The sequence below is a fragment of the Leptotrichia sp. oral taxon 223 genome (genome assembly GCF_013394795.1).
GTDB lineage: Bacteria > Fusobacteriota > Fusobacteriia > Fusobacteriales > Leptotrichiaceae > Leptotrichia.
In genome coordinates, this window is the sequence record NZ_JABXYU010000001.1 from 1,533,212 (window position 1) to 1,557,444 (window position 24,233).

Consider the following 24,233-nt stretch of genomic DNA (forward strand, 5'->3'; position numbering starts at 1 on the left):
TTTGTCTGTGATTATGATATACTTAATTAAATTTGGGATATGCAAAAAAAAGGAGGCAAAAATATGTTTTTAGAGAGAACGGAGCGGCTGGCATTAGTTGACTTTGAGAATAAGCATATTAATTATATTGATTTGATAAATAATATAAAGTATTTTTCTGAGTATGTACTTGAAATGGAAAAAGAGAAGTTTGGGCTGATTGTTATGGAAAATCGTCCAGAGTGGATTTACAGTTTTTTTTCTGTATGGGATAAAAGATCGGCTGTGATTGCCATTGACGCCAACAGTAATTCTGGCGAGATTTTATACGTGCTGGAAGATTCTCATCCAAATGTAATTTTCTGCTCAAATGAAACAGAAGGAACTATTTTGGAAGCAGTTGAAAAATATAGTTCAAAAAATACTGTAAAAGTAATAAATGTGGATAAAATTACAGTTGAACAGGGAAAAATGAATGTTATAAAAAATATGCAGTTTGAGCTTGAAAATCCAACTGGAGATGAAACAGCGGCTATGCTTTATACTTCAGGAACAACTGGCAGTCCAAAAGGTGTAATGCTGTCTTTCAATAATTTAAATACTGAAATGGAAGGACTTTACGAAAAAGGGATATTCGATTACAGGGATGAGATTTTGGCGATACTGCCATTTCATCATGTTCTACCTTTGACGGCGAGCGTTCTTTTGATGTTAAAATATCAGACTTCAATTGTATTTGTAAAAAAAATTGCAAGCAAGGAAATATTTGACGCACTTGAAAAAAATAGAGTAACTGCAATAATAGGAGTTCCAAGAGTATTCAAACTATTTTATGATGGAATAAAGCAGCAAATTGACGCAAAATTCATTACACGGTTTATTTACAAAATGATGAGCAATGTCAAATCACTGAAAATAAAAAGAAAAGTCTTTGCAAAAGTTCATAAAAAATTTGGTGGGCACCTTGACTTTATTGTTGTCGGTGGAGCAAAAATGGATCCTGAAATTTCAAAGTTCTATGAAACATTGGGATTTTACGCCCTTGAAGGTTATGGGCTTACCGAAACTGCGCCAGTTATCGCTGTAAATTCAAAAAAAGAAAGAAAAATCGGAACAGTTGGGAAAAAGCTTCATAACATTGAAATAAAGATTGTGGATGAAGAATTATGGGTTAAAGGTCCAATTGTTATGAAAGGCTATTACAATAAGCCTGATAAGACGGCGGAAGTAATTACTGAGGACGGATGGTTCAAGACAGGGGATTTGGCGACAATTGATGAAGAAGGCTATGTTACAATTCGTGGAAGAAAAAATACAATGATAGTTCTTTCAAATGGTAAGAATATTGATCCAGAAACGCTTGAAAATAGAATAATTGCCCAAAGTGGCGGATTAGTCAAGGAAATTGGAATTTTTAATTACAAGAATAAGTTAGCTGCAATAATTGTCCCTGAATTACTGGAATTTAGAAAACGTGGAATTACAAATATAAAGGCTTATATCAGAAATATTGTGGAAGATTATAACCTGAAGGCGCATAACTATGAAAAAGTGCTTGATTACAAGCTGTTTGAAGAAGAGCTGCCAAAAACTCGGGTTGGAAAAATCCGTAGATTTATGTTGCCGGACTTATATGAAAAAAATGAAATCGTAAAAAAAGAAAAAACACCCGAGCCAACAGACGAAGCATATAAAATATTAAAGGAATATGTCAAGAAAAATAAAGGAATTGAGCCACAGCCAGAAGAAAATCTGGAACTTGAAATTGGAATGGATTCACTTGATATTGTGGAATTTTTTGCATTTATAGAAAACAGCTTTGGAATTCATCTAGATGAAGAAAAATTTGCTGAAATGCCAAACCTGAAACTGCTATCAGAATATATCAATCAAAAAGCTACAAAATTTGAAGACAGCGATGTGGACTGGAAACAGATTATTAGTGAAACAAAACCTATACAAGATAATAAGAACCGATGGGTAACAAAATTGCTAAAAGTATTCCAGCCGATAGTTGACTTATATTTCAGAGTAAAAAAAGTTGACAGGAAAAAATTAACAGATAACCCGCAAATCTTTGTGTCAAACCATCAAAGTTTTGCAGATTCATTAATTTTAGGCTCATTATTTCCAAGAAAAATTATTTTTAATACATTATTTCTGGCAATTGACTGGTATTTTAAAAAAGGTGTAATGAAACTGTTTGTTTCAAATGGAAATGTTGTGTTAATTGACATTAATAAAAATATCAGAAAAAGCGTCGAGGAAATCGTTGGATACCTAAAAGGCGGAAAAAGTATAGTAATTTTCCCAGAAGGAGCGAGAACAAAGGATGGAAAGGTTGCCCAGTTTAAAAAAGTGTTTGCCATAATCGCAAAGGAACTAAACGTAGATGTTCAATGTCTTGGAATAAAAGGAGGTTTTGAAGCGTATTCGAGATACATGAAGTTTCCAAAGCCGAAAAAAATCGAAGTGGCAGTGCTGGAAAAATTCTCGCCAGAAGGAAGCTACGATGAAATTGCACAAAAAGCAGAAAACATTATAAGAAAATATGTTGAAAATTAATAACTGAACTGTAAGGGCATAACATTTATAAATGCCCTTGCATCAATAGATATAAAAAGTGACATTTACACTTGCAATTTACTACTGAGAAAATTTTCAAAAAAAGTGTTGACAATGAAAATTAATTATGATATACTGATTGGGTAGTTGTGAATTGAGAAAATGAACATTTACAAATGCCTTGGTGGCGAAATCGGTAGACGCACAGGACTTAAAATCCTGTGGGAAATTTATCCCGTGCCGGTTCAAGTCCGGCCCGAGGCACCATAAAAAATCATATTATGCGGGAGTAGCTCAGTTGGTAGAGCGTCAGCCTTCCAAGCTGAATGTCGCGAGTTCGACCCTCGTCTCCCGCTCCAAAATATGAGCCATTAGCTCAGTCGGTAGAGCACTTGACTTTTAATCAAGGTGTCACTGGTTCGATTCCAGTATGGCTCACCATTCAATATAACCATATGTGCCTGTAGCTCAGTTGGATAGAGCAACGGCCTTCTAAGCCGTGGGCCAGGAGTTCGAATCTCTTCAGGCACGCCATATGGATCCATAGCTCAGCTGGTTAGAGCACTCGGCTCATAACCGAGCGGTCGCTGGTTCAAGTCCAGCTGGATCCACCATTGAAAAACTTGTGCGGCCTTCGTCTAGTGGTTAGGACCTCGGGTTTTCATCCCGGTAACAGGGGTTCGATCCCCCTAGGCCGTACCATTTATTTTTTTAGGACCATAATTTGAAATTGTGGTATTTTTTTTAAAAAATTTATAGTATTTAATATTTTAGTAAAGTTATGGGTGGATGTCCGAACGGCTAAGGGACCGGTCTTGAAAACCGGCGAAATCGCAAGATGTCTGGGTTCGAATCCCAGTTCACCCGCCATATATAGTATGCCCAGATAGCTCAGTCGGTAGAGCAAGGGACTGAAAATCCCTGTGTCCGTGGTTCGATTCCGCGTCTGGGCACCATTAGAATAGCTAAAAATGTGATATATAGTGCAAGTCAGTGTTTATGCTGAAATGCACTTTTTTCTTTTATTTATGGTACTTTGCGGTTTTATCCTGTCTTAATCTGTTTCTATTTATTTCAATATATTAAAAATTTATTGGCAACTTACTGGCAACTTATTGACAACTATTTTAACAAAAAGACAGCAAGAAGTCTCCGACTTCTACAAGTAGGAGATGAATTGCTTTTTTTGTAAAAAAATTGAAAAAAGGATACGTCTATGATACAATTTTTGTATAAAATATTGAAGAGAAATCTTAATGATAAATTTCTAAAGGAATAATTAAAAATAATACTCAAAATCAAAAGTAGGTGTAATTTTATGAAATATAATTTAGCATTCAAATACAGAATTTATCCAAATAAAGATCAAGAATTATTGATAAACAAGACTTTTGGATGTGTTCGTTTTGTTTACAATACAATTTTGTACACTGCGAATAAAATTTATGAAGAAACTGGAAAAAATAAAATAATTACACCTGCCAGTTTGAAAAGTGAAAATCAATTTTTGAAAGAAGTAGATAGTTTGGCACTTTCAAATGCTCAATTAAATGTAAAACGCTCGTTTACGAATTTTTTCCAGAAGAGAGCAAAGTTTCCAAGGTTCAAATCTAAAAAGAATAATGTTAAAAGTTATACGACAAATTGTGTGAACAATTCGATACGAATAGAGGAAAACAAATATTTGGTTTTGCCAAAATTGAAAAGAGTAAAATTGAAATATCATAGAGAAATACCAAAGGATTATAAAATAAAGTCAGTAACATTGACAAACAGTAATGGAAATTACTATGTTTCTGTTTTGACAGAATTTGAAAAAGAAATTCAAAAAATACCAAGTAATGATAAAGTGATTGGACTTGATTTTTCAATGTCTGAATTATTTGTCAGTTCTGAAAACCAAAGAGCTGATTATCCAAGATATTTTAGGATGTTGGAGAAAAAATTGAAAAAATTACAAAAGTCATTGTCGAGAAAAGTGAAATTTTCTAAAAATTGGTATAAACAAAAAGAAAAAATATCAAAATTACATGAGTATATTAAAAATTGTCGAAGAGATTTTTTACATAAATTATCAAAAAAATTATCTGAAATGTATAATGCTGTGATTATCGAGGATTTGAATATGAAAGGGATGAGCCAGGCATTAAATTTTGGGAAAAGTGTAGGAGATAATGGATGGGGAATGTTTTTGAGAATGCTTGAGTATAAACTGATATTTTTAGGGAAACAATTTTTGAAGATAGATAAGTGGTTTCCATCGTCGAAAACTTGTAGTAAATGTGGAAACATTAAAGAGGAGCTGAAATTATCAGAAAGAAGTTATAAATGTGAGTGCTGTGGAATTGAAATTGATAGAGATTACAATGCGGCATTGAATATAAAAAACATTGGAAAAGCAATGTTGGAATATTAAGAAAATAAAAGAAGACAGGGTAGGAACTACCCGAAGAGCTTGGTAAATATATTTGGCTAGTCATACGCAGATACTTCCCAAGAAGCTCCCGCTTCTAAAAGCGGGAGTAGTTCACTAGACTAATTTATTTATAACATCTCTTAATTCTTTGATAGTCCAATGAGTGTATACACCGTCTGTAATGTCTTTTTCCCTATGTCCAACAATTTTTTTTGTTTTTGAAGCTGATTCATTTTTTAAACGTCGCATTTTAGTTATGAATGTATGTCTAATTGAATGTAATTAAAAATATTTAAATTTATATTTTTAGAGTAAGAGTAGCACAGAAAATGATTCATTTTTCAGATGTTGCCCTTTTCTTTTTTTTGTTGTATACTATATTACAATATTCTTTATTAATTATCTTTTTTTATTTAATCATATCATTAAAGTTTTTGTTTGTAAGAAAGGAAGGAATTTTATGGATGAAAAAGCAATTACTGTAGGGATTGAAAATTTTGAAAAAATAATAAAAGATGGACATTATTATGTGGATAAATCGTTATTAATAGAAGAAATACTTGAAAACCAGACACCTGTAACATTTTTTACAAGACCAAGAAGATTTGGAAAAACACTTAATATGTCAATGATTAAATATTTTTTTGATGTTGAAAATAAAAATAAAGGCCATAAAATGAGCAAAGACTTTAACAAGATATGTGAAGAAATAGAGATTATAGATAAACTGCTTGTAAGACCAGAGGGGTGGAATAAGTAATGAAGACAGTAAAAATATTAGTTATATCAATATCTACGTTTTTTGTTTTAATTATAGGTTTGTTTTTAGGATATAGCATTATAAGCCAAATGGAAGAAGCCGAAGAAGGAAAGAAAAAGTTTATAAGTTTAATAAAGGAAGCAAAAACTAAGTACAATTTCACTATGAATAAGAATGATTATGAAATTGAAGTAATAGGACATCAAGGTGGTTATGTATTTAAATCCCCTCCTCCTATTTATGGCGTAAAGAAAAAAGGAATAAGTTATAAATCAGAGTATTTTAAAGAATTGGAAGATAGGTATTATGAAATAACAGGTTATGGTACATTAATAGGTTTTGATCGTGGAAGATGGCTATTGAAAATAGTAGCTGATTTTGGATTACAACCATATATATTAAATACTCTGATATATGATAAGACGAAAGGAAATAATTTTGAAAAAATAGAGCAGATATTTAAAAAATATGAGGGGAAAATTACTTATCAAATAAAAAGTAACATTTGGGAATGTGGAGGTATAGAAAGCCAGTTTGAACAATTTTATAATCTAAACTATGTAAATAATATAAACTGTAGAGAAAAGTATGGAGGTTCTGAGTATTACAATGCTTATAATTCAGAAGTGATGGAAGAATACGGGAAAAGATATGAAAAATATTTTAGTACTCCGAGAAGTCTTGAAACAATAAACTGGGAAGAATATATGAAAATACATGAAATATATCCGATAATAGAGTTTTATTTTGATGGAACAAAAGAAGAAAGGGAAAAGCTGCGAAAAGAGATAGAACCTTATTATAATAAGAAAATACTGGATATAATAATTTATTAAATCATATAAGAAAATAACTTTTGATAATTTAAGATTTAAAGTTAAAGATTGACTCAAATTTCTTGTACTAACCTATGAGAAATTTGAGTTTTCTGCAATATTTCATAGCAAAGCAGCTTTACTAATAACCTAAGGCTGCTTTATCATAAAATATTGAAAAATGTGTTTCGACTGCGGTTGAAATGAACTTAATATAATTTGGAGGAAAAAGTGATGTTAAGAAAATATTTCAGTGAAAATCTGGCAAAAAAATATGTTGGTTCACATTTAAATCTTCAAGTGATAGCAGTAGATTATGTTCTTGCAAGCAATCTAGCCCCATATATAAACAATAACAGGATATTCGTAGTTCCGTATGGATGTGGGTTATTGAATCAAAATATTCTAGTAGATGGCAAAGAAGCATATAGATTTTCTCCAGGAACAGATTTTATTAAAAATTTACCAATAAAAAATAATCAAAAAGAATTCCTATCATCTATTGTTCCTAATATTGTAGGAGTTGGAAAAGGAGCAAATGGTAAACTTGCAGTATACGATAATATAGGTGCTGAACCTGGTTCATTTGGTCATGAGCCAAATTATAATGAATTGAAACGGAAAAATGATAAAGAAATGGATTCATTCATGATGTCAAAGGAGCAGTGAAATAAAATGAAAAAAATAGGTTTTATTTTATTACTTTTTATAGGTTTTAACTTAATTTTGTTGTCTCCACTGATTTTTTTAGGAATATTCAGTGCAATACATGAACATAGAGAAGCAAATTCAGGAGAAATAAGGGAGAAATTGTACAGCAATGACTATAGTTTCATTAAATGATTCAGCTAAAAATATACATATTCCTTATGGTATCTCCAGCTGAATTGAGAAGTTATCTTAATACAAGATATGATGCTGAAAAGAGTAATAAAAATACAACTAGAAACATAGTATAGCCATACATCAGAAAAATTATTAAAACTCATAAAAAGAAAAAATAAATAGAGGTAATTATGAAAAAATTATTATTAATATTTTGCATAATATTTTTATCATTAATAGGAATATTAAAAATTCAAAAATTTTTACAAAAACAGTATTTTCTTTCAAAATTAGATAAAAAATATTTTATCACAATAGTAGACGAAAAAATTAAAGATCCTGATAAAAGAAAAAATAAAATAATTGGTTACGATGGAAAAGAGAAAAAAGTTTATGCAAACACAGAAAAAATAGATTCGATCTTATCGTTTGAAGATAAAAAAATCTTTTATTATAAAGAATTTGGAACTTCAAAAAGAGAGATTGTTGAATATGATTTAAAAAATAAAAAAATAATTAATAGTTTTCCTTTTCATAATACTGATTATAGCTTAAAAAATATGATTAAAGTAGATGATAATCTATATTTTTCAAAAGATTTTTACTTTATAGGAAGTGAAATAGAAAATGAGTTATATGAATATAATTTAAAAACTAAAAATATAAGAAAAATATTAAACTATAATGGAGAAGGATTACCTTTAATAATGAAAGAAAGAATATATTATTCTAAAGACGCTAAAATATATATTTTTGATAAAAATACAAAAGAAATAAAATATTTATGTGAGGGAATAAAACCTTTTGCCTATGATAATAATTACCTTTATTATATGGATAAACAAAACAATTTAATTAAAATATCAGAAAAAAATAATCAAAAAGAGAAACTTTATACTCTTGGAAGTGATATAAAAATAGGAGGAAAACCAGAAAAAATAACTGATGATTTATATTTGTTTGTGAAACTAGTTCCTAAATTTATAAAAATTGAATTTGATGTAGATGATACAGAGCTGGAATTGGTTGATATAAAGAAAAATAAGAAAATAAATTTAAAAGATTTATATTATAGAAATAATTTTTTTGAAAAAGAACAAATAGAAGAAAATATACTTTTTACAAATACAACTTTTATGTTCATTGATAAAAAATAAGAAATCTAAAAAAGTTTAGATATAAGTCTAAATAAGATGAATCTGGAAACAAAGTATACCTATATGTTAGAATAAAAAGTGGAGAAGCAGGAAGTACAGGCATTTACTTAAAAAGTTCATATTATGATAAGCAGGCAAGAAAAGGGGAACTGTGATGAAATTGATAGTGAAATTTTTTGGAAGCGCTGAGAGGAATAAAAAAACAAGATTGCAGTAAATGTAGGATATGATGCAGCAGGAAAAGATTTTAGAAACAAAATTGGATTTAAAATTATTTTCATTCAAAGGTAAATATAAATTTATAAAAATCGATTTATAAGAACTATGAGGTATAATTGATTAACATCAGAAATGAAAGTATTTTTTGGTGTAAAAACAAAAAAATAAAAATCGAAGGAGATTTCTGAAAAAAGAAAGGTGATTGATTATGAAAAAAACATTAATTGGTTTATTTTTAGTTTTGGGTGCAGCTTCATTTGCAGATGCTGGAAAAATTGAAGCCAAAGGTGGAATAGATTTTGGTGGAAAATATCACTATGGAAAAAATTATAAAAATCAAAAAGTTAAAAACAGTTCAGGAGAAATTGGTGCTGAATACAGATACGAAGTAACACCTGGATTAGAATTAGGTGGAGGTACAGCTTTCCAATTCCATAAAGACTTAAAAGATAAAGTTTCTGGACAAAATTTGAAAAATTATAATTCATTCCCTGTGTATGGAACTGCAAAATATACTTTTGACACACAAACAGTTGTTAAACCTTATGTTAAAGGTGATTTAGGATATTCATTCAATAATGGAAATCATGATTACGGTACTTTAGGAAAATATAAAGCTAAAGGTGGAGCATACTACGCTGTAGGTGGAGGAGTTAACTTCAACAACGTAAACGTAGAACTTATGTACAAAGAAAACAAAGGTAAATATGACTATGAAGGACCTTTAGGTGTTAAATCTAAATATAATGCTAACTACAAAAGAGTATCTCTTGGTGTAGGTTATGACTTCAATTTAGGATACTAATATTAAGTTGATTTTTAATCGGATATAAAAAAATAAATATTTATAATTAAAATATTTTTTACTATCACATTTGTGGTAGTTTTTTTTTGGAAGTTTTTTAAAAATAATTTCATTTCTTTAGCCTTTTATGGTATAATAATAAACATATAATAAAGTTATAGCCTATATTTAATCAATAAAAAATTATGAGATATAATAATGAGATTATTTTAAAACCAAACTTAAAAGTTTAGGATATTTCAATTAAATTTTGTTTTATTTTGTTCCTATAAATCTGATTTTTGAGAAGTTTGAGCATGTTTTGGTTTTGGTTATGCTTTGATATTTAAAAATAGGGAAAGGATGTTAACGAGATGAGAAAATTATTTATGATGATGTTGCTAGTCACCGTTTTTATTATTAGCTGCGGGAAAAAAGCTGCCAACAGCAATGTTATAAAAATAGGTGTTATTGCACCGCTTACAGGAAATTATGCACAGTACGGGACTGCTGTAAAAGAAGGCGTTGAACTGAAAGTTGAAGCTATTAACAATGCAGGCGGGATTAATGGGAAAAAAATCGAGCTTGTCATTGCGGATAGTAAAGGTGATGTGCAGGAGTCAGTGAATGCGTTTAAGAAAATGGTTTCGCAAGATAAGGTGAATGTTGTAATTGGAGAAGTTATGTCTTCTACTTCACAGGCTATTTCAGGGCTTGCTCAAAGTGCAAAAGTTCCTTTAATTTCAGCGACTGCTACAAGCCTTGATGTTACAAAAGGAAAAGATTTTGTATTCAGAACGACATTTACAGATCCTTATCAAGGGACTTCCACTGCAAAATATGCAAAATCTAAAGGTGTAAAGTCAATTGCAATCTTGACTAATTCTTCGAATGATTATTCTGTAGGAATTGCAAATGCGTTTAAGGAGCAGGCTAAAAAAGATGGAATAATTATTACTGAAGAAAAGTATACAAATGACGACAAAGATTTTAAAGCGATTTTGACAAAAGTGAAAGGACAAAATCCACAGGCTATTTTTATACCTGATTATTACAATACAATCGGATTGATTATTTCTCAGGCAAAAGATCTGGGAATCAATGCTCAGTATTTTGGCGGAGATGGATGGGATGGAATTCAGACTAACTTTGGAGCAGTTGCAGAAGGTGCAATTTTCGCAAGCCAATTTTCTCCAGAGGATAAGGCTGAAAATGTTCAGAAATTTATGAAGGCTTATCAAGCTAAATTTAATAAGGAACCAATAATGTTTGCTGCGCTTGGATATGACACAGTGGAAATTATAGAAGCTGCGCTAAAATCTGCAAAAGATTTGTCAGGGACATCTATAAAGGAAGCTATGAATGGAGTTAGCGGTATTGATTTAATTACTGGAAAATTAAAATTTGATGCTGATAGAAACCCTGAAAAAGCGGTTACATTTATTGAAGTAAAAGGCGGAAAGCTTACATTGAAAGAAAAATTTTAATAAAAAAAATATCTACAAAAAAAATAAACATAGTGAGGGAGAAAATAACAATGAAAAAAATATTATTTTTAGTTTCATTATTGGCATTGTTCGTATTAAGCTGCGGAGCAAAGGCATCTAAGGACAAAAATGTTATAAAAGTTGGTGTTATAGGAGCATTGACTGGAAACGTGGCACAATATGGAACAAGTACAATAAACGGATTTAAATTGAAAGTAAAGGAAATAAACGCTGCTGGTGGGATTAACGGTAAAAAAATTGAAATTGTGGAAGCGGACAGTAAAGGTGATGTGCAGGAAGCTATTAATGCCTTTAAAAAAATGGTTTCACAGGATAAAATTGACATTTTTGTAGGAGAAGTAACATCTGGGCCATCTCTTGCAATTGCACCGCTTGCACAGCAGGCTAAAATTCCTATGATTACAGCGACTGGAACTGCATTTGACATCACAAAGGGAAAAGATTTTGTTTATAGAACTACATTTACAGATCCTTATCAAGGTGTCGTTGTTGCAAAGTATTCAAAAGCAAAAGGCTATAAAAATATTACAGTTTTAACTAATACAGGAAGCGACTATTCTGTCGGGCTTGCCAACGCATTTAAGGAACAGGCTAAAAAAGAAGGGATTCAAGTGAAAGAAGGGCAGTATACTGCTGATGACAAGGACTTTAGAGCATTGCTTACAAAAGTAAAAGGATACAATTCTGACGTAATTTTCGTACCAGATTACTACAATACAATTGGACTTATTTTGACACAGGCAAAAGAACTTGGAATAAACGCTCAATTTATGGGTGGAGATGGATGGGATGGAATCCAGACTAACTTTGGACAAGTTGCAAATGGAGCAGTTTTTGCAAGCCAGTTTGCACCAGACGATCCTGATCCAAATGTTCAGAAATTCATTGCCGCATACAGAAATGAATATAAAATAGATCCAATCATCTTTGCCGCTTTAGGATATGACACAGGAACTATTTTGGAAACAGCATTAAAAAATGTTTCTGATTTATCTTCAAAAGATGCAATAAAAGAAGCAATCAAAAACTTTAACGGGACTTTGGTTACAGGTTCGTTAAAATACGACGCAGAAAGAAATCCTGAGAAAAAAGTTACGTTTATTGAAGTAAAAGATGGAAAACTTGCATTGAAGGAAAAATTCTAAAAATAAATAAACAAATAATTTAAGATAATTATTTAATAAAGTTCGGTTGTTAGGAGAAAGTTTTTTTCTTCTAACAGTCTGAAACTTTTTTTGTCTAGAAATAAGAAATTGATTTGGGTAAATATATGTAAGCAGCTTTAAGATTATATTTAATTATATGGAAAAAGTATGATTTTAAAGTTGCTTAAGTATATGAATGAAAAATAGAGCGTATTAAGTAAAAAAGTATGAGGAGTTTTTAAATATGTTAAAGAGTTTTATTGAACAGACTATTAACGGACTGCAGACTGGAAGTATTTATGCCTTGATTGCGTTGGGATATACAATGGTTTACGGTATCGTTAAGCTTATAAATTTTGCACATGGGGATATACTTATGGTGGGGGCTTATGCAACTTTAATTGCCGTGTCACACGGGATGCCGCTAATTGTGGCTATTATTTTGTCAATTGTTTTGTGTGCCATTCTGGGAGTTGTAATCGACTTTTTTGCATACCGTCCGATTAGGAATGCACCTAAAATTTCGGCACTTATAACAGCTATTGGAATGAGCTTTTTATTGGAAAGTCTAGCGCTTATAATATTTGGCGCAAATCCAAAAGTTATTGATCAGAAGTACATACCGGCATTTTTATCAAATAATAATAAAATCAGTCTAGGATTTTTGCATATCAGCATGCTTACAATATTTGTAATAGCGGTTACATCAATTTGCATGATTGCTTTAAACCTGTTTATTAAAAATACAAAACTAGGAAAAGCGACAAGGGCGGTTTCTCAGGATACGGGGGCGGCACAGCTTATGGGAATTAATGTGAACAGGACTATTGCTATAACATTTGCAATTGGATCTGGACTTGGTGCATTAGGTGGAGCATTATATGCAATTGTTTATCCGCAAATTGAGCCGTACATGGGAATGCTGCCAGGATTAAAGGCGTTTATTGCGGCTGTATTTGGAGGAATTGGAAGTATTCCGGGAGCTATGGTTGGAGGATATGTCTTAGGGCTTCTTGAAGCGTATGTAAAAGGTTCATCGCTTACAACTTGGGCAAATCCTATTGTGTTTGGCGTGTTAATATTGATATTGATTTTTAAACCAAATGGACTATTTGGAAAGAATATGAAGGAAAAAGTATAATTGGAAAGGAGGAAATGGGAAATATGGAAAAAGATAATAAAGATATAAAAATAAAAAATGTAAACAGTACGGAAAAAAAGCAAAATGAACAGAATAACAATAATAAAGAAACAAAAGAATATAAATGGCAGAGCTTAAATTACTTTAACAGGCTGAATGTAAAAAATTATGTAGTCACATTTATTTCAATAATTGCGCTTTATATTATTTTGAGTTTTACCTTTGATCCAAATGATGCTTTCAGCTATACAAAAGGAATTTATATAAACGTATTAATTTATGTATTATTTGCAGTAAGCCTGAATATAACAGTAGGGCTTATGGGGCAGCTTAATCTGGGGCAGGCTGGATTTATAGCGATAGGTGGATATTCAGCGGCATTTATTTCAAAAATACTGGCAAATTACAATTTGCCTCCAATTATACAATTAGTTTTAGTATCATTATTTGGAGGGCTTGTTGCGGCTGTATTCGGATTTTTAGTTGGCGGAAGCACGCTTAGGCTAAGAGGAGACTATCTTGCGATTATTACGCTTGCCTTTGGGGAAATCATAAAATACATCATTCAGAATCTGGATTTTTTAGGCGGAGCAACTGGACTTAACAATATTCCGACAATTCTAGATTTTTCAAATACGTATTTTATTGTAATTATTTCTATTGTTATAATTACAATGGCAATGACTTCACGAAAAGGAAAAGAAATTTTGTCAATAAGGGAAGATGAAATTGCGGCAGAAAATATTGGAATCGGGTTAAATCGTGTAAAGCTTTATGGATTTGCTTTTTCAGCATTTTTTGCTGGAGTGGGCGGATCATTATTTGCACATAATGTAGGAATTTTAACACCTGATAAATTTGGCTTTTTGTTCTCGATAGAAATACTTGTTATGGTGGTGCTTGGAGGGCTTGGAAGTATCACAGGAGCGATTGTTGCTGCGATGATTTTGACTTTACTAAATGAAAGGTTAAGAGATGTTTCGCAGTTCAGATATCTAATTTATGCAATTATATTGATTTCGTTAATGATTTTCCGTCCAAAAGGGATTTTTGGAACAAAGGAATTTACATTTGCAGGAACAAAGAGAAGAATTAATCGGATTAGAAATTATAGAAATAGCAAGAATGAAAAAAAAGAGGATTAAAAACAAATTTTTAATAAAATATAAAAAAGAAGTAAAATAGGAGAAAAATATGTCACTATTAAAAACGACAGATTTAGGAATATCTTTTGGCGGGCTAAGAGCCGTTGACGATGTAAATATTGAAATAAAGGAAGGTGAACTGGTTGGGCTAATTGGACCAAATGGAGCTGGGAAAACGACAATATTTAATTTGCTGACAGGTGTTTACAAGCCTACTGACGGAGATATTTCTATAAATCAGATTAGTATAAATAAAAAAACTACTCCACAGATAGTTGCTTTAGGAGTTGCCAGAACATTTCAGAATATAAGGCTGTTTAAGGAACTGACGGTGCTTGACAATGTAAAGATGGCACTTAACAGTAGCATGAGCTACAACACTTTTGAAGCAATTTTCAGGCTTCCCAGATTTTGGAAGGAAGAAAAGGAAATAACAGATAAGGCACTTGATTTACTTGATATTTTTGATATGGCTGAAATGGCAAATATTACAGCTGGAAACTTGTCTTACGGGCAGCAGAGAAAACTGGAGATAGCAAGGGCTTTGGCTACAAATCCGAAATTATTGCTGCTGGATGAGCCTGCGGCGGGAATGAACCCGAATGAAACTAAGGAATTAATGAACACAATCAGTTTTATAAGAAATAAATTTAAAATTGCAATCCTGCTAATCGAGCATGATATGGACTTGGTAATGGGAATTTGTGAAAGACTTTATGTGCTAAATTTTGGAAAAATTATTGCTTCAGGGCTGCCTGATGAGATTCAGAATAATAAGGAAGTTATTGCAGCTTATCTGGGAGAATAAATTTAACTTGGAAAATTAATAAAATTAGCAAAAAGGAGGAAATGTGAATATTTTAAATGTAAATGATCTAAATGTGTATTACGGCGGGATTCACGCTATAAAAAGCATTTCATTTCAGATAAAAAAAGGTGAAATCGTTTCTCTAATTGGTGCAAATGGTGCGGGGAAAACATCCACACTTCACGCTATTTCAGGGCTTGTACCAATAAAATCGGGAGAAATTTCCTTAAATGGAGAAAATGTAACCAATATTGATGCGTACAAGCTTGTCAGCCGTGGAATGGCACACGTGCCAGAAGGACGTAGAATCTTTACAGAACTGACTGTACTGGAAAACCTGGAAATGGGAGCATTCACAAGAAATGATACAGAGCAAATAAAAAAAGACATGGAACATATGTTCTCGCTGTTCCCAAGACTTGCCGAACGTAAAAAACAACTGGCAGGAACAATGAGTGGAGGAGAACAGCAAATGCTGGCAATGGCAAGAGCCTTGATGTCAAGCCCTTCGTTGCTATTACTGGATGAGCCGTCAATGGGACTGGCACCATTATTAGTGCAGGAAATTTTCAACATTATTGTAAAAATTAATAAAGAAGAGAACGTAACTGTGCTGTTAGTAGAGCAAAATGCCAATATGGCGCTTTCAATTGCAGACAGGGGCTATGTTCTGGAAACTGGAAAAATTATTCTGGAAGGAACAGGAAAGGAACTGCTTACAAATCCTGAGATTAAGAAGGCTTATCTAGGAGGATAAAATTAAGAAATTAGAATATTTGTTTTTGAAAACTGTCTTGAAAAGTTTTTTTGGCTTTTTGAGATGGTTTTTTATTTTTACCCAATTTTTAAGTGAACTGTCTATAAATTTTGAAACAGGCACTTCTAGTTATAGCTATTAAAATATCCTTTAATTAAATTTAATCGTTTAGTATCCATATAAGGGATTTTTGTTTAAAAAAACTGCTTATAATAAATATCTTTCCTATAGTTTTTATGTTTTTTTTATAAAGCAAGGGAAATCAATCGCCATTTCCCTTGCAACCCTGGCTTGTCTAAGCATTTTTTTAAAATAAAAACGAAACTCGCTAACGCTCAAACAGTCGTTTTCATTCCAAAAAAATCACGACATTATATATTAAATTATAAAGATTATTATATTTAAGTTTTAGGCTTTTACATTTTAAAAATATTAAATAAGCAAAATTTCGTTAAAGGAAAAATAACTGTCTGAGCGTAGTTTTTACGAAGCGAGTTTTATTTTTTCTTTATAAGAAAGTTTTGCGTAAGCGGGGTTGTAAGGGCATGGCGTCTGATGCCCTTACGTTATAAAAAAATAGATAAAACTATTATTAATCATAATATTTATAAATAAAATTATAAAAGTCTTTAAGATGGATACTTAAGAATTAAATTTGATTTTTTTAACAAAGTTATCAAATTAATTATTATAGAACTTTACTTCTATTTTTTAAATGGGATTTAGTATAAAGGAGCTTTTGACAAAAAAACTTTTTTTATGCTATTGACTTTTTAAAAAAACAAGGTATACTATTGTTAGCAAAAAGAAAACACTTTAAACAATTTAATAACAAAATAATTTTAGGAGGGACAATTATGTCAAAAGTAGATGAAGTTACAAGAGAATCTTGGATTTTGGGAACATTCCCTGAATGGGGAACTTGGTTAAATGAGGAAATAGCTGAAACAGTAGTAAAACCAAATACTGTAGCAATGTGGTGGCTTGGAAACATGGGACTTTGGATAAAGACAGAAGGAAATGCAAATATTGCAATGGATATCTGGGTAGCAACAGGTAAAAGAAGTCAAAAGAATAAACTTATGAAGCCTAAACATCAACATCAAAGAGCAGTTGGATGTGTAGCTTTGCAGCCTAATTTAAGACTTACTCCTTGTGTTATAGATCCTTTTGCGATAGAAGGGCTGGATGCATTGCTTGCAACACATTCCCACAGTGATCATATAGATGTAAATGTTGCGGCGGCAGTTGTAAAAAATTGTCCAGAAGCAAAATTCATAGGGCCAAAAACATGTATTGAAATTTGGAGAAAATGGGGAGTGCCTGAAGACAGACTTGTACAAATGAAACCAGGAGATGAAATAGTAATCAAAGATGCGAAAATAAAAGCATTGGAATCATTTGACAGAACTATGCTTTTAACAGTTGCTGAAGATGTAACATTAAAAGGAAATTTACCGCCTGAAATGGATGAAATGGCAGTAAACTATCTAGTTGAAACAACTGGCGGAAATATTTACAATGCAGGAGATTCGCACCATTCAAACTATTTTGTAAAACATGGAAATGAAAACAAAGTGGACGTGGCATTTGTAGGGTATGGAGAAAACCCTAGAGGAATGACAGATAAATTGACTTCTTCAGATGTGCTAAGAGTGGCAGAAGAATTAAAGACACAAGTAGTTATTCCATTACACCATGACATCTGGTCTAATTTTATGGCTGATCCGAAAGAAATCACTTTATTGTGGAATTACAGAAAAGACAGAATGAAATATGAATTTAAGCCATACATATGGCAGCCTGGAGGGAAATTTGTATTCCCTGATAATAAAGACGATATGGAATATATGTACAGAAGAGGATTTGAAGACGCATTCACAATAGAGCCTGATTTGCCATTTAAATCATTCTTATAATAATGATATAAAAATCATATCACATAAAAACTAATATTTAAATATAGAAATTACAATTTAGAAGGAGAAGGAAATCATGGAGTTCTTAATGTTAATTGGAAAGTGGTTTGCACAAAATATTTTGACAAAGCCTGAGTTTTTTGTAGGTTTGTTAGTTTTCTTCGGATACTTGTTCATGGGGAAAAAAATCTATGAAGCAATCGGAGGATTTATTAAAGCGACAGTTGGATATATGATATTAAATGTAGGGGCTAAAGGGCTAGTTGTAACTTTTAGACCTATACTGGAAGCGCTGGGAAAAGAATTTCAGTTAAAAGCGGCGGTTATTGATCCATATTTTGGATTGCAGGCAGTAGAAGCGGCGTTAAAAACAATAGGGCAGACAACAGCTTCGGTTATGACGGCTTTATTAATAGGGTTTATTTTAAATATACTGCTAGTATTGTTTAGAAAAATAACTAAAATCAGAACATTATTCATAACAGGGCATATTATGCAGCAGCAAGCACAAACAGCTACTTGGATGTTATTCTTTTTATTCCCGCAGTTCAGAAATGTTACGGGAGTAGTGTTAATCGGTATATTTGTTGGAATTTACTGGGCTGTAGGATCTAACTTGTCAGTAGAGCCTACTCAAAGATTGACTGAAAATGCAGGATTTGCGATAGGGCATCAGCAAATGTTCGCAGTATGGGCAGCTGATAAATTGGCGCCAAAATTGGGAAATCCTAAAAAACGTTTAGATGATTTGAAATTGCCAAATTGGCTTTCAATGCTGCATGACGATATTATTTCAACAGGGTTAATAATGATGATATTCTTTGGCGGAATAATGCTAGTTTTAGGGCCTAACCATTTTACATCTATAAAAGGTGGAGATATAGTAAGCGCATACGATCCTAAAAAACTATGGTTCGGAACTTACGTCATATCGACAACATTGTCATTTGCAGTTTATTTAACAATATTGAAAACAGGTGTTAGAATGTTCGTATCAGAACTTACAGTGTCATTCCAAGGAATCTCAAATAAAATTTTACCAGGATCATTCCCAGCGGTTGACTGTGCGGCAACATATGGATTCGGATCACCAAGCGCGGTATTGTTTGGATTTTTAGTAGGAACAGTGGCTCAATTTATTTCAATAGCGCTGTTACTGATATTTAAATCTCCAATATTCATTATAACAGGATTCGTTCCAGTATTCTTTGACAATGCGACAATCGCAGTATTTGCAGATAAACGTGGCGGTGCAAGGGCGGCATTTATTTTATCAGCATTATCAGGAGTATTGCAGGTATTCTTAGGAGCGGCGGCAGTAATATTGTTCGGATTATCCGATTTTGGAGGATGGCATGGAAATATAGATCAAAGTACACTGTGGCTTGGACAAGGATTTATAATGAAATATTTAGGAATAATAGGATATGTGCTAGTAATTGTTACAATGCTAATAATTCCTCAAATTCAATATGCAAAATCTAAAAATAAAGAGCAGTATTATGAAGGAACTGTAGATTTGGAAGAAAATTAAGAATTTTAATAAAAAAATAAAAATAAAGAAAGAAGTGATCATAAATGATTAAAGTATTAGCAGTTTGCGGAAGCGGAATGGGAACAAGTATGATTATGAAATTAAAAGTTGGAAAAGTATTGCAAAAATTGGGAGTACAGGCAGATGTAAATTCATGCAGCCTGGGAGAAGCTAAATCAGGACTTTCAAATTATGACTTGGTTATTGCCTCAACTCATATTGCGCCTGAATTAAAAGGCGGACCAAATACAAAAATAGTTGGACTTTTAAATTTACTTGATGAAAAAGAGCTTGAAAGTAAATTAAAAGAAGCTGGAATTGCATAAGAAAAACTGTATATTAAATAAGGAGGAAAACTTTTTATGAATTTATTGGATTCCTTGAAGGAAAATAATTCTGTTGTGCTGCAGCAGGAGGCAGATAGCTGGGAAGAGGCTATAAAAACGTGCATGGCTCCACTTGCAGCAAATAATTCAATAGAACAAAAATATATTGAAAGCATAATAGAAAGAACAAAAGAACTGGGGCCATTTTATATATTGGCACCAGGATTAGCAATGCCGCATGAAAGACCTGAAATGGGAGTAAATAAGAGTTCTTTCAGTTTTATAACATTAAAGGAACCAGTGTCATTTCCAGATGGACAGGAAGTTGACATATTAATTGGACTGGCCGCTGAAAATGCAGAAGTTCACGCAGGTGAAGCTATTCCTCAAATAGTGATGCTTTTTGATGACGAGGAAATTTTTGATAAAATTAGAAAAGCAAAAAAACCGGAAGACATTTATAAATTGATAGAAGAAAAAGTATAAAATAGGAGGAGAAAACAAATGGCAAAACCATTATTACAAGTAGCATTAGATCATTCTGACTTAAAAGGTGCAATAAAAGCGGCAGTATCAGTTGGAAAAGAAGTTGATGTGATAGAAGCTGGAACTGTGTGTTTATTACAAGTTGGGAGCGAATTAGTGGAAGTACTGAGAAACTTGTTTCCTGAAAAAATAATAGTGGCAGATACAAAATGCGCAGATGCAGGAGGAACAGTTGCTAAAAATAATGCAGTTCGTGGAGCGGACTGGATGACATGTATCTGTTCTGCTACAATTCCTACAATGAAAGCGGCGTTAAAAGCTATAAAGGAAGTGCGTGGAGAACGAGGAGAAATTCAAGTGGAACTGTATGGCGACTGGACTTATGAACAAGCTCAGCTTTGGCTAGATGCGGGAATTAATCAGGCTATTTACCATCAAAGCAGAGATGCCTTGCTGGCTGGAGAAACTTGGGGAGAAAAAGACTTGACTAAAGTCAAGAAATTAATTGAAATGGGATTCAAGGTTTCTGTAACAGGAGGGTTAAATACAGATACGCTTAAATTATTTGAAGGTGTTGATGTATTTACATTTATTGCAGGACGTGGAATTACTGAAGCGGATGATCCGGCAGCGGCGGCAAGAGCATTTAAAGCAGAAATTGATAAATATTGGAAATAATCTTGAAAAATTTTAAAATTAAACATTTTTACCCTTAAGTATTCATTTTATAAATTTTAAATAGAAATGGTTAATCTGGATACTTGAGGGTAGAGTTTTTAAAGATTGCTGAACAATTTAAATAAAATAGAGGAGTAATATGAAAAATTTAAACAAATTAAATTTGGGAATATATGAAAAGGCTCTTCCTAAGGATATTGACTGGGTGGAAAGAATAAAGCTGGTTAAGGAATGTGGTTATGATTTTGTGGAAATTTCGATAGATGAAACTGACGAAAGGCTTGCAAGGCTGGACTGGACTAATGATGAAATAAACAGGATTCATAAGGCGTTAATAGATACAGGAGTTAGAATTCCGTCAATGTGCTTTAGTGGACATAGAAGATTTCCAATGGGAAGCATGGATGAAAAGATTAGGGAAAAGGCTATGGAGCTTATGCAAAAGGCAATAATCTTTACAGATAAAATGGGAATTAGAACGATTCAGATGGCTGGATACGATGTTTATTACGAAACAGGCAACGAGCAGACTAAAAAATATTTTACTGAAAACTTGAAAAAAGCAGTAGAATGGGCTTCTTCATATAATGTAACATTGTCAATAGAAATTATGGATCATCCATTTATAAATTCCATTTCAAAATATATGGAATATGCCAATATAATTAAATCTCCATGGTTAAAGGTTTATCCTGATGTAGGAAATTTGACGGCATGGCCTGAAAATGACACGCTGAAAGAATTGGAACTTGGAATAAAAAATGGAGAAATAACAGGAATCCATTTGAAAGACACTTTAGCAGTAACTGACACTTTTGAAGGGAAATTTAAGGAAGTGCCTTTTGGAGAAGGATGTGTAGATTTTCCAAAAGTATTTAAAAAATTAAAGGAATTAAATTATAAAGGACCTTTTTTGATAGAAATGTGGACTGAAAAATCGGATAATCCAATTGAGGAAGTAAAAAAGGCAAAGCAATGGATGCTGGATAAAATGAAGGAAGGTGGATTTATCTAATGCTGGAAAAATTAAAGGAGCAAGTATTTAAGGCAAATTTAGAATTGCCAAAAAAAGGGCTAGTATTATTTACTTGGGGAAATGTGAGCGGAATTGACAGGGGAAAAAATCTAATTGTTATAAAACCTAGCGGTGTGGACTATGAAACAATGAAAGTGGAAGATATGGTAGTGGTGGATCTGGATGGAAATGTTGTGGAAGGTGATTTAAACCCTTCATCAGATACTCCTACACATATTGAACTTTATAAAAAGTTTCCTTCAATAGGAGGAATTGTTCATACTCATTCAACAAATGCCACAATATGGGCTCAAAGTAGAAGAGACATACCTGCCTACGGAACAACAAATGCTGACTATTTTTATGGTTCAGTACCTTGTACAAGAAAAATGACGCCTGAAGAAATTGCCGGCGAATATGAAAAGGAAACAGGGACAGTGATTATAGAAACTTTTGAAAAAAGGAAACTAAACCCTCAGTATATTCCAGGAGTTCTTGTAAATAGTCACGGACCTTTCACTTGGGGGAAAAACCCTGATGAAGCTGTCTACAATTCAGTTGTTCTGGAAGAAGTTGCAAAAATGGCAATGTTTACTGAAATAGTAAATAAAGACATCAAACCAATGCAACAGGAATTACTGGACAAACATTTTTTGAGAAAACATGGGGCTAATGCCTATTACGGACAAAAGAAAAAATAAACTATAAAACTGCATTTATTATACAGTAAGGTTTCAGCAGTTCACAAAATCATAAAATTATGATATTATATTATGTACAATAAATTAATAAGGTGAAGAAATGGCTGAAAATGACAGTATAAAAACTAACTCCAATCTTGTGGAAGCATTAGGATACTATATAAAAAATAAAAGACTGCAAAAAAAGATAGGACTAAGAGAAATGGCAGAAATGCTAAAAATCAGTCCGGCTTATTTATCCAATCTGGAATCAGGCAAACATAATATGACAAACCCTCTTTTACTCAAAAAAATTGCCAAAATTTTGAAGATAGATCATCTTACACTGTTTAAAATAATAGGCTATACAGATAAAGATATGTCAGATTTGAAAAAAGAGCTGACTAATGAGATAATCGAGGAGTTTTCTGATATAAATATTGGAGAAATAATCAGAAATCTGATGGAGATGAGTTCAGAAAAGATAGAGTTAGTTAAGCAGTATATAGAACTGTTAAACAAGTAGATACTGCTTTTTTTAAAAATAAAGAGAGTTCCCAGTTTTATGGCCGCTCTCTTTTTAATATTAATTTTAGGAGGCTTTTATGAGAATTGAAGATTTGAAAAAAAAGGCAAAAACATTGAGAAAAGACATTATTGAAATGATTTACAGGGCAAAATCAGGACATCCAGGAGGTTCACTTTCGATTGCTGATATTCTGGCTGTGCTTTACTGGAAGGAAATGAACATTGACCCAGAAAATCCAAAAATGGAAAACAGGGATAGATTAGTTCTTAGTAAAGGGCATGCTGCTCCTGCACTGTATGCGGCTTTGATTGAAAAAGGATTTTTAGGAGATGAAGGAAAGAATCTTATTCCAACACTTAGAAAATGGCACTCTCCGCTTCAGGGGCATCCTGATATGAAAAAGCTGGCTGGAGTTGAAATGTCAACAGGTTCACTTGGACAAGGACTATCTGCAGCAAACGGAATGGCTTTAAGTGCAAAAATTTACAATAACGATTACAGAGTTTATACAATCTTAGGAGATGGAGAATTGCAGGAAGGGCAAGTTTGGGAAGCGGCTATGACAGCTGCACATTACAAGCTTGACAATTTAGTTGCGATAGTTGACTATAACAACTTGCAGATTGACGGAAAAGTTTCGGATGTAATGGATGTCGCTCCAGTTGGAGAAAAATTCAAGGCTTTCAAATGGAATGTAATTGAGATTGATGGACACAATTATGAAGAAATCATAAATGCTTTTGAGACAGCAAGAACTGTGAAAGGACAGCCAACAGTAATAGTTGCAAACACTGTAAAAGGAAAAGGTGTTTCATTTATGGAAAATAATGCAGGATTCCATGGAGCCGCTCCAAGTGATGAAGAATACAATAAGGCAATGGAAGAGTTGATCTAAGATTGAAATTACTAGGCTTGCTCGGAAACTATACATATTTAAGATTTGATAAAATAAGTGTTCTGAAGCAAGGGGTCTTGACACCTTGTGTAAATAAAAGAACTCATGTTATCGAACAGGTCTACTGTGTAAACAGGAATTATAAAC

At 32.4% G+C, this 24,233-nt stretch carries 22 protein-coding genes and 8 tRNA genes; all 30 read left to right on the forward strand.

From position 1 onward, the window contains the following. Positions 1 to 63: 63 nt before the first annotated feature. Positions 64 to 2,544: an AMP-binding protein gene (locus HW275_RS07500; RefSeq protein WP_178935939.1), complete on the forward strand. Its 2,481-nt coding sequence runs from the start codon at positions 64 to 66 to the stop codon at positions 2,542 to 2,544. A gap of 178 nt (positions 2,545 to 2,722) precedes the next feature. Continuing rightward, positions 2,723 to 2,811 (forward strand) — tRNA-Leu (locus HW275_RS07505). Positions 2,812 to 2,827: 16 nt separating this feature from the next. Further along, positions 2,828 to 2,903 (forward strand) — tRNA-Gly (locus HW275_RS07510). Positions 2,904 to 2,909: 6 nt separating this feature from the next. Then, positions 2,910 to 2,985 (forward strand) — tRNA-Lys (locus HW275_RS07515). A gap of 16 nt (positions 2,986 to 3,001) precedes the next feature. Continuing rightward, a tRNA-Arg gene (locus HW275_RS07520) sits at positions 3,002 to 3,078 on the forward strand. A gap of 3 nt (positions 3,079 to 3,081) precedes the next feature. After that, positions 3,082 to 3,158: transfer RNA gene (locus HW275_RS07525), tRNA-Ile, on the forward strand. Positions 3,159 to 3,171: 13 nt separating this feature from the next. Further along, positions 3,172 to 3,246: transfer RNA gene (locus tag HW275_RS07530), tRNA-Glu, on the forward strand. Positions 3,247 to 3,327: 81 nt separating this feature from the next. Next, positions 3,328 to 3,414, forward strand: a tRNA-Ser gene (locus tag HW275_RS07535). Positions 3,415 to 3,424: 10 nt separating this feature from the next. Further along, positions 3,425 to 3,500, forward strand: a tRNA-Phe gene (locus HW275_RS07540). 362 nt (positions 3,501 to 3,862) lie between these two features. Further along, the gene (locus HW275_RS07545; protein ID WP_178935940.1) at positions 3,863 to 4,960 is read left to right on the forward strand and encodes an RNA-guided endonuclease TnpB family protein; all 1,098 of its coding nucleotides are present in this window, start codon (positions 3,863 to 3,865) and stop codon (positions 4,958 to 4,960) included. A gap of 460 nt (positions 4,961 to 5,420) precedes the next feature. After that, entirely contained in the window at positions 5,421 to 5,720 is a 300-nt protein-coding gene (locus HW275_RS07550; RefSeq protein WP_255460038.1) for an AAA family ATPase, read from the forward strand. Then, a complete protein-coding gene (locus HW275_RS07555; protein WP_178935941.1) occupies positions 5,720 to 6,556 on the forward strand; it encodes a hypothetical protein in 837 nt (278 codons plus the stop codon). The genes HW275_RS07550 and HW275_RS07555 overlap by 1 nt, the downstream gene beginning before the upstream one ends. A gap of 213 nt (positions 6,557 to 6,769) precedes the next feature. Further along, positions 6,770 to 7,204: a hypothetical protein gene (locus tag HW275_RS07560; RefSeq protein ID WP_178935942.1), complete on the forward strand. Its 435-nt coding sequence runs from the start codon at positions 6,770 to 6,772 to the stop codon at positions 7,202 to 7,204. Between the two features lie 347 nt (positions 7,205 to 7,551). Continuing rightward, complete coding sequence (locus HW275_RS07565; RefSeq protein WP_178935943.1) at positions 7,552 to 8,517, forward strand: hypothetical protein; 966 nt, start codon at positions 7,552 to 7,554, stop codon at positions 8,515 to 8,517. A gap of 427 nt (positions 8,518 to 8,944) precedes the next feature. Continuing rightward, a complete protein-coding gene (locus HW275_RS07570; RefSeq protein WP_178935944.1) occupies positions 8,945 to 9,541 on the forward strand; it encodes an outer membrane beta-barrel protein in 597 nt (198 codons plus the stop codon). 353 nt (positions 9,542 to 9,894) lie between these two features. Further along, positions 9,895 to 11,007, forward strand: coding sequence for an ABC transporter substrate-binding protein (locus HW275_RS07575; RefSeq protein WP_178935945.1), 1,113 nt, complete (start codon positions 9,895 to 9,897; stop codon positions 11,005 to 11,007). 50 nt (positions 11,008 to 11,057) lie between these two features. Next, the gene (locus HW275_RS07580; protein ID WP_178935946.1) at positions 11,058 to 12,173 is read left to right on the forward strand and encodes an ABC transporter substrate-binding protein; all 1,116 of its coding nucleotides are present in this window, start codon (positions 11,058 to 11,060) and stop codon (positions 12,171 to 12,173) included. Between the two features lie 244 nt (positions 12,174 to 12,417). Next, positions 12,418 to 13,314, forward strand: a complete 897-nt coding sequence (locus tag HW275_RS07585) for a branched-chain amino acid ABC transporter permease (RefSeq protein ID WP_146998022.1) — start codon at positions 12,418 to 12,420, stop codon at positions 13,312 to 13,314. Between the two features lie 23 nt (positions 13,315 to 13,337). Further along, positions 13,338 to 14,459, forward strand: a complete 1,122-nt coding sequence (locus HW275_RS07590; protein ID WP_178935947.1) for a branched-chain amino acid ABC transporter permease — start codon at positions 13,338 to 13,340, stop codon at positions 14,457 to 14,459. Positions 14,460 to 14,508: 49 nt separating this feature from the next. Further along, the gene (locus HW275_RS07595; protein ID WP_178935948.1) at positions 14,509 to 15,267 is read left to right on the forward strand and encodes an ABC transporter ATP-binding protein; all 759 of its coding nucleotides are present in this window, start codon (positions 14,509 to 14,511) and stop codon (positions 15,265 to 15,267) included. Between the two features lie 49 nt (positions 15,268 to 15,316). Next, entirely contained in the window at positions 15,317 to 16,024 is a 708-nt protein-coding gene (locus tag HW275_RS07600) for an ABC transporter ATP-binding protein (protein ID WP_369682622.1), read from the forward strand. Between the two features lie 857 nt (positions 16,025 to 16,881). After that, complete coding sequence (ulaG, locus tag HW275_RS07605; RefSeq protein WP_178935950.1) at positions 16,882 to 17,943, forward strand: L-ascorbate 6-phosphate lactonase; 1,062 nt, start codon at positions 16,882 to 16,884, stop codon at positions 17,941 to 17,943. Between the two features lie 76 nt (positions 17,944 to 18,019). Further along, positions 18,020 to 19,477, forward strand: a complete 1,458-nt coding sequence (locus tag HW275_RS07610) for a PTS ascorbate transporter subunit IIC (protein WP_178935951.1) — start codon at positions 18,020 to 18,022, stop codon at positions 19,475 to 19,477. 44 nt (positions 19,478 to 19,521) lie between these two features. After that, positions 19,522 to 19,803, forward strand: coding sequence for a PTS sugar transporter subunit IIB (locus HW275_RS07615; protein WP_178935952.1), 282 nt, complete (start codon positions 19,522 to 19,524; stop codon positions 19,801 to 19,803). 36 nt (positions 19,804 to 19,839) lie between these two features. Continuing rightward, positions 19,840 to 20,289 (forward strand): PTS sugar transporter subunit IIA, encoded by a 450-nt coding sequence (locus HW275_RS07620; protein ID WP_178935953.1) that lies wholly within the window; start codon positions 19,840 to 19,842, stop codon positions 20,287 to 20,289. A gap of 18 nt (positions 20,290 to 20,307) precedes the next feature. After that, positions 20,308 to 20,967 carry a 3-keto-L-gulonate-6-phosphate decarboxylase UlaD gene (locus HW275_RS07625; protein WP_178935954.1) on the forward strand — a complete coding sequence of 220 codons (660 nt, stop codon included), beginning with the start codon at positions 20,308 to 20,310 and terminating at the stop codon, positions 20,965 to 20,967. 139 nt (positions 20,968 to 21,106) lie between these two features. Continuing rightward, a complete protein-coding gene (locus HW275_RS07630; RefSeq protein ID WP_178935955.1) occupies positions 21,107 to 21,982 on the forward strand; it encodes an L-ribulose-5-phosphate 3-epimerase in 876 nt (291 codons plus the stop codon). Further along, positions 21,982 to 22,683: an L-ribulose-5-phosphate 4-epimerase gene (gene araD, locus HW275_RS07635; RefSeq protein ID WP_304599212.1), complete on the forward strand. Its 702-nt coding sequence runs from the start codon at positions 21,982 to 21,984 to the stop codon at positions 22,681 to 22,683. The genes HW275_RS07630 and araD overlap by 1 nt, the downstream gene beginning before the upstream one ends. 100 nt (positions 22,684 to 22,783) lie before the next feature. Next, positions 22,784 to 23,188, forward strand: coding sequence for a helix-turn-helix domain-containing protein (locus HW275_RS07640; protein ID WP_172618855.1), 405 nt, complete (start codon positions 22,784 to 22,786; stop codon positions 23,186 to 23,188). Between the two features lie 79 nt (positions 23,189 to 23,267). After that, the gene (locus HW275_RS07645; RefSeq protein ID WP_178935956.1) at positions 23,268 to 24,086 is read left to right on the forward strand and encodes a transketolase; all 819 of its coding nucleotides are present in this window, start codon (positions 23,268 to 23,270) and stop codon (positions 24,084 to 24,086) included. The last annotated feature ends 147 nt before the right edge of the window (positions 24,087 to 24,233 follow it).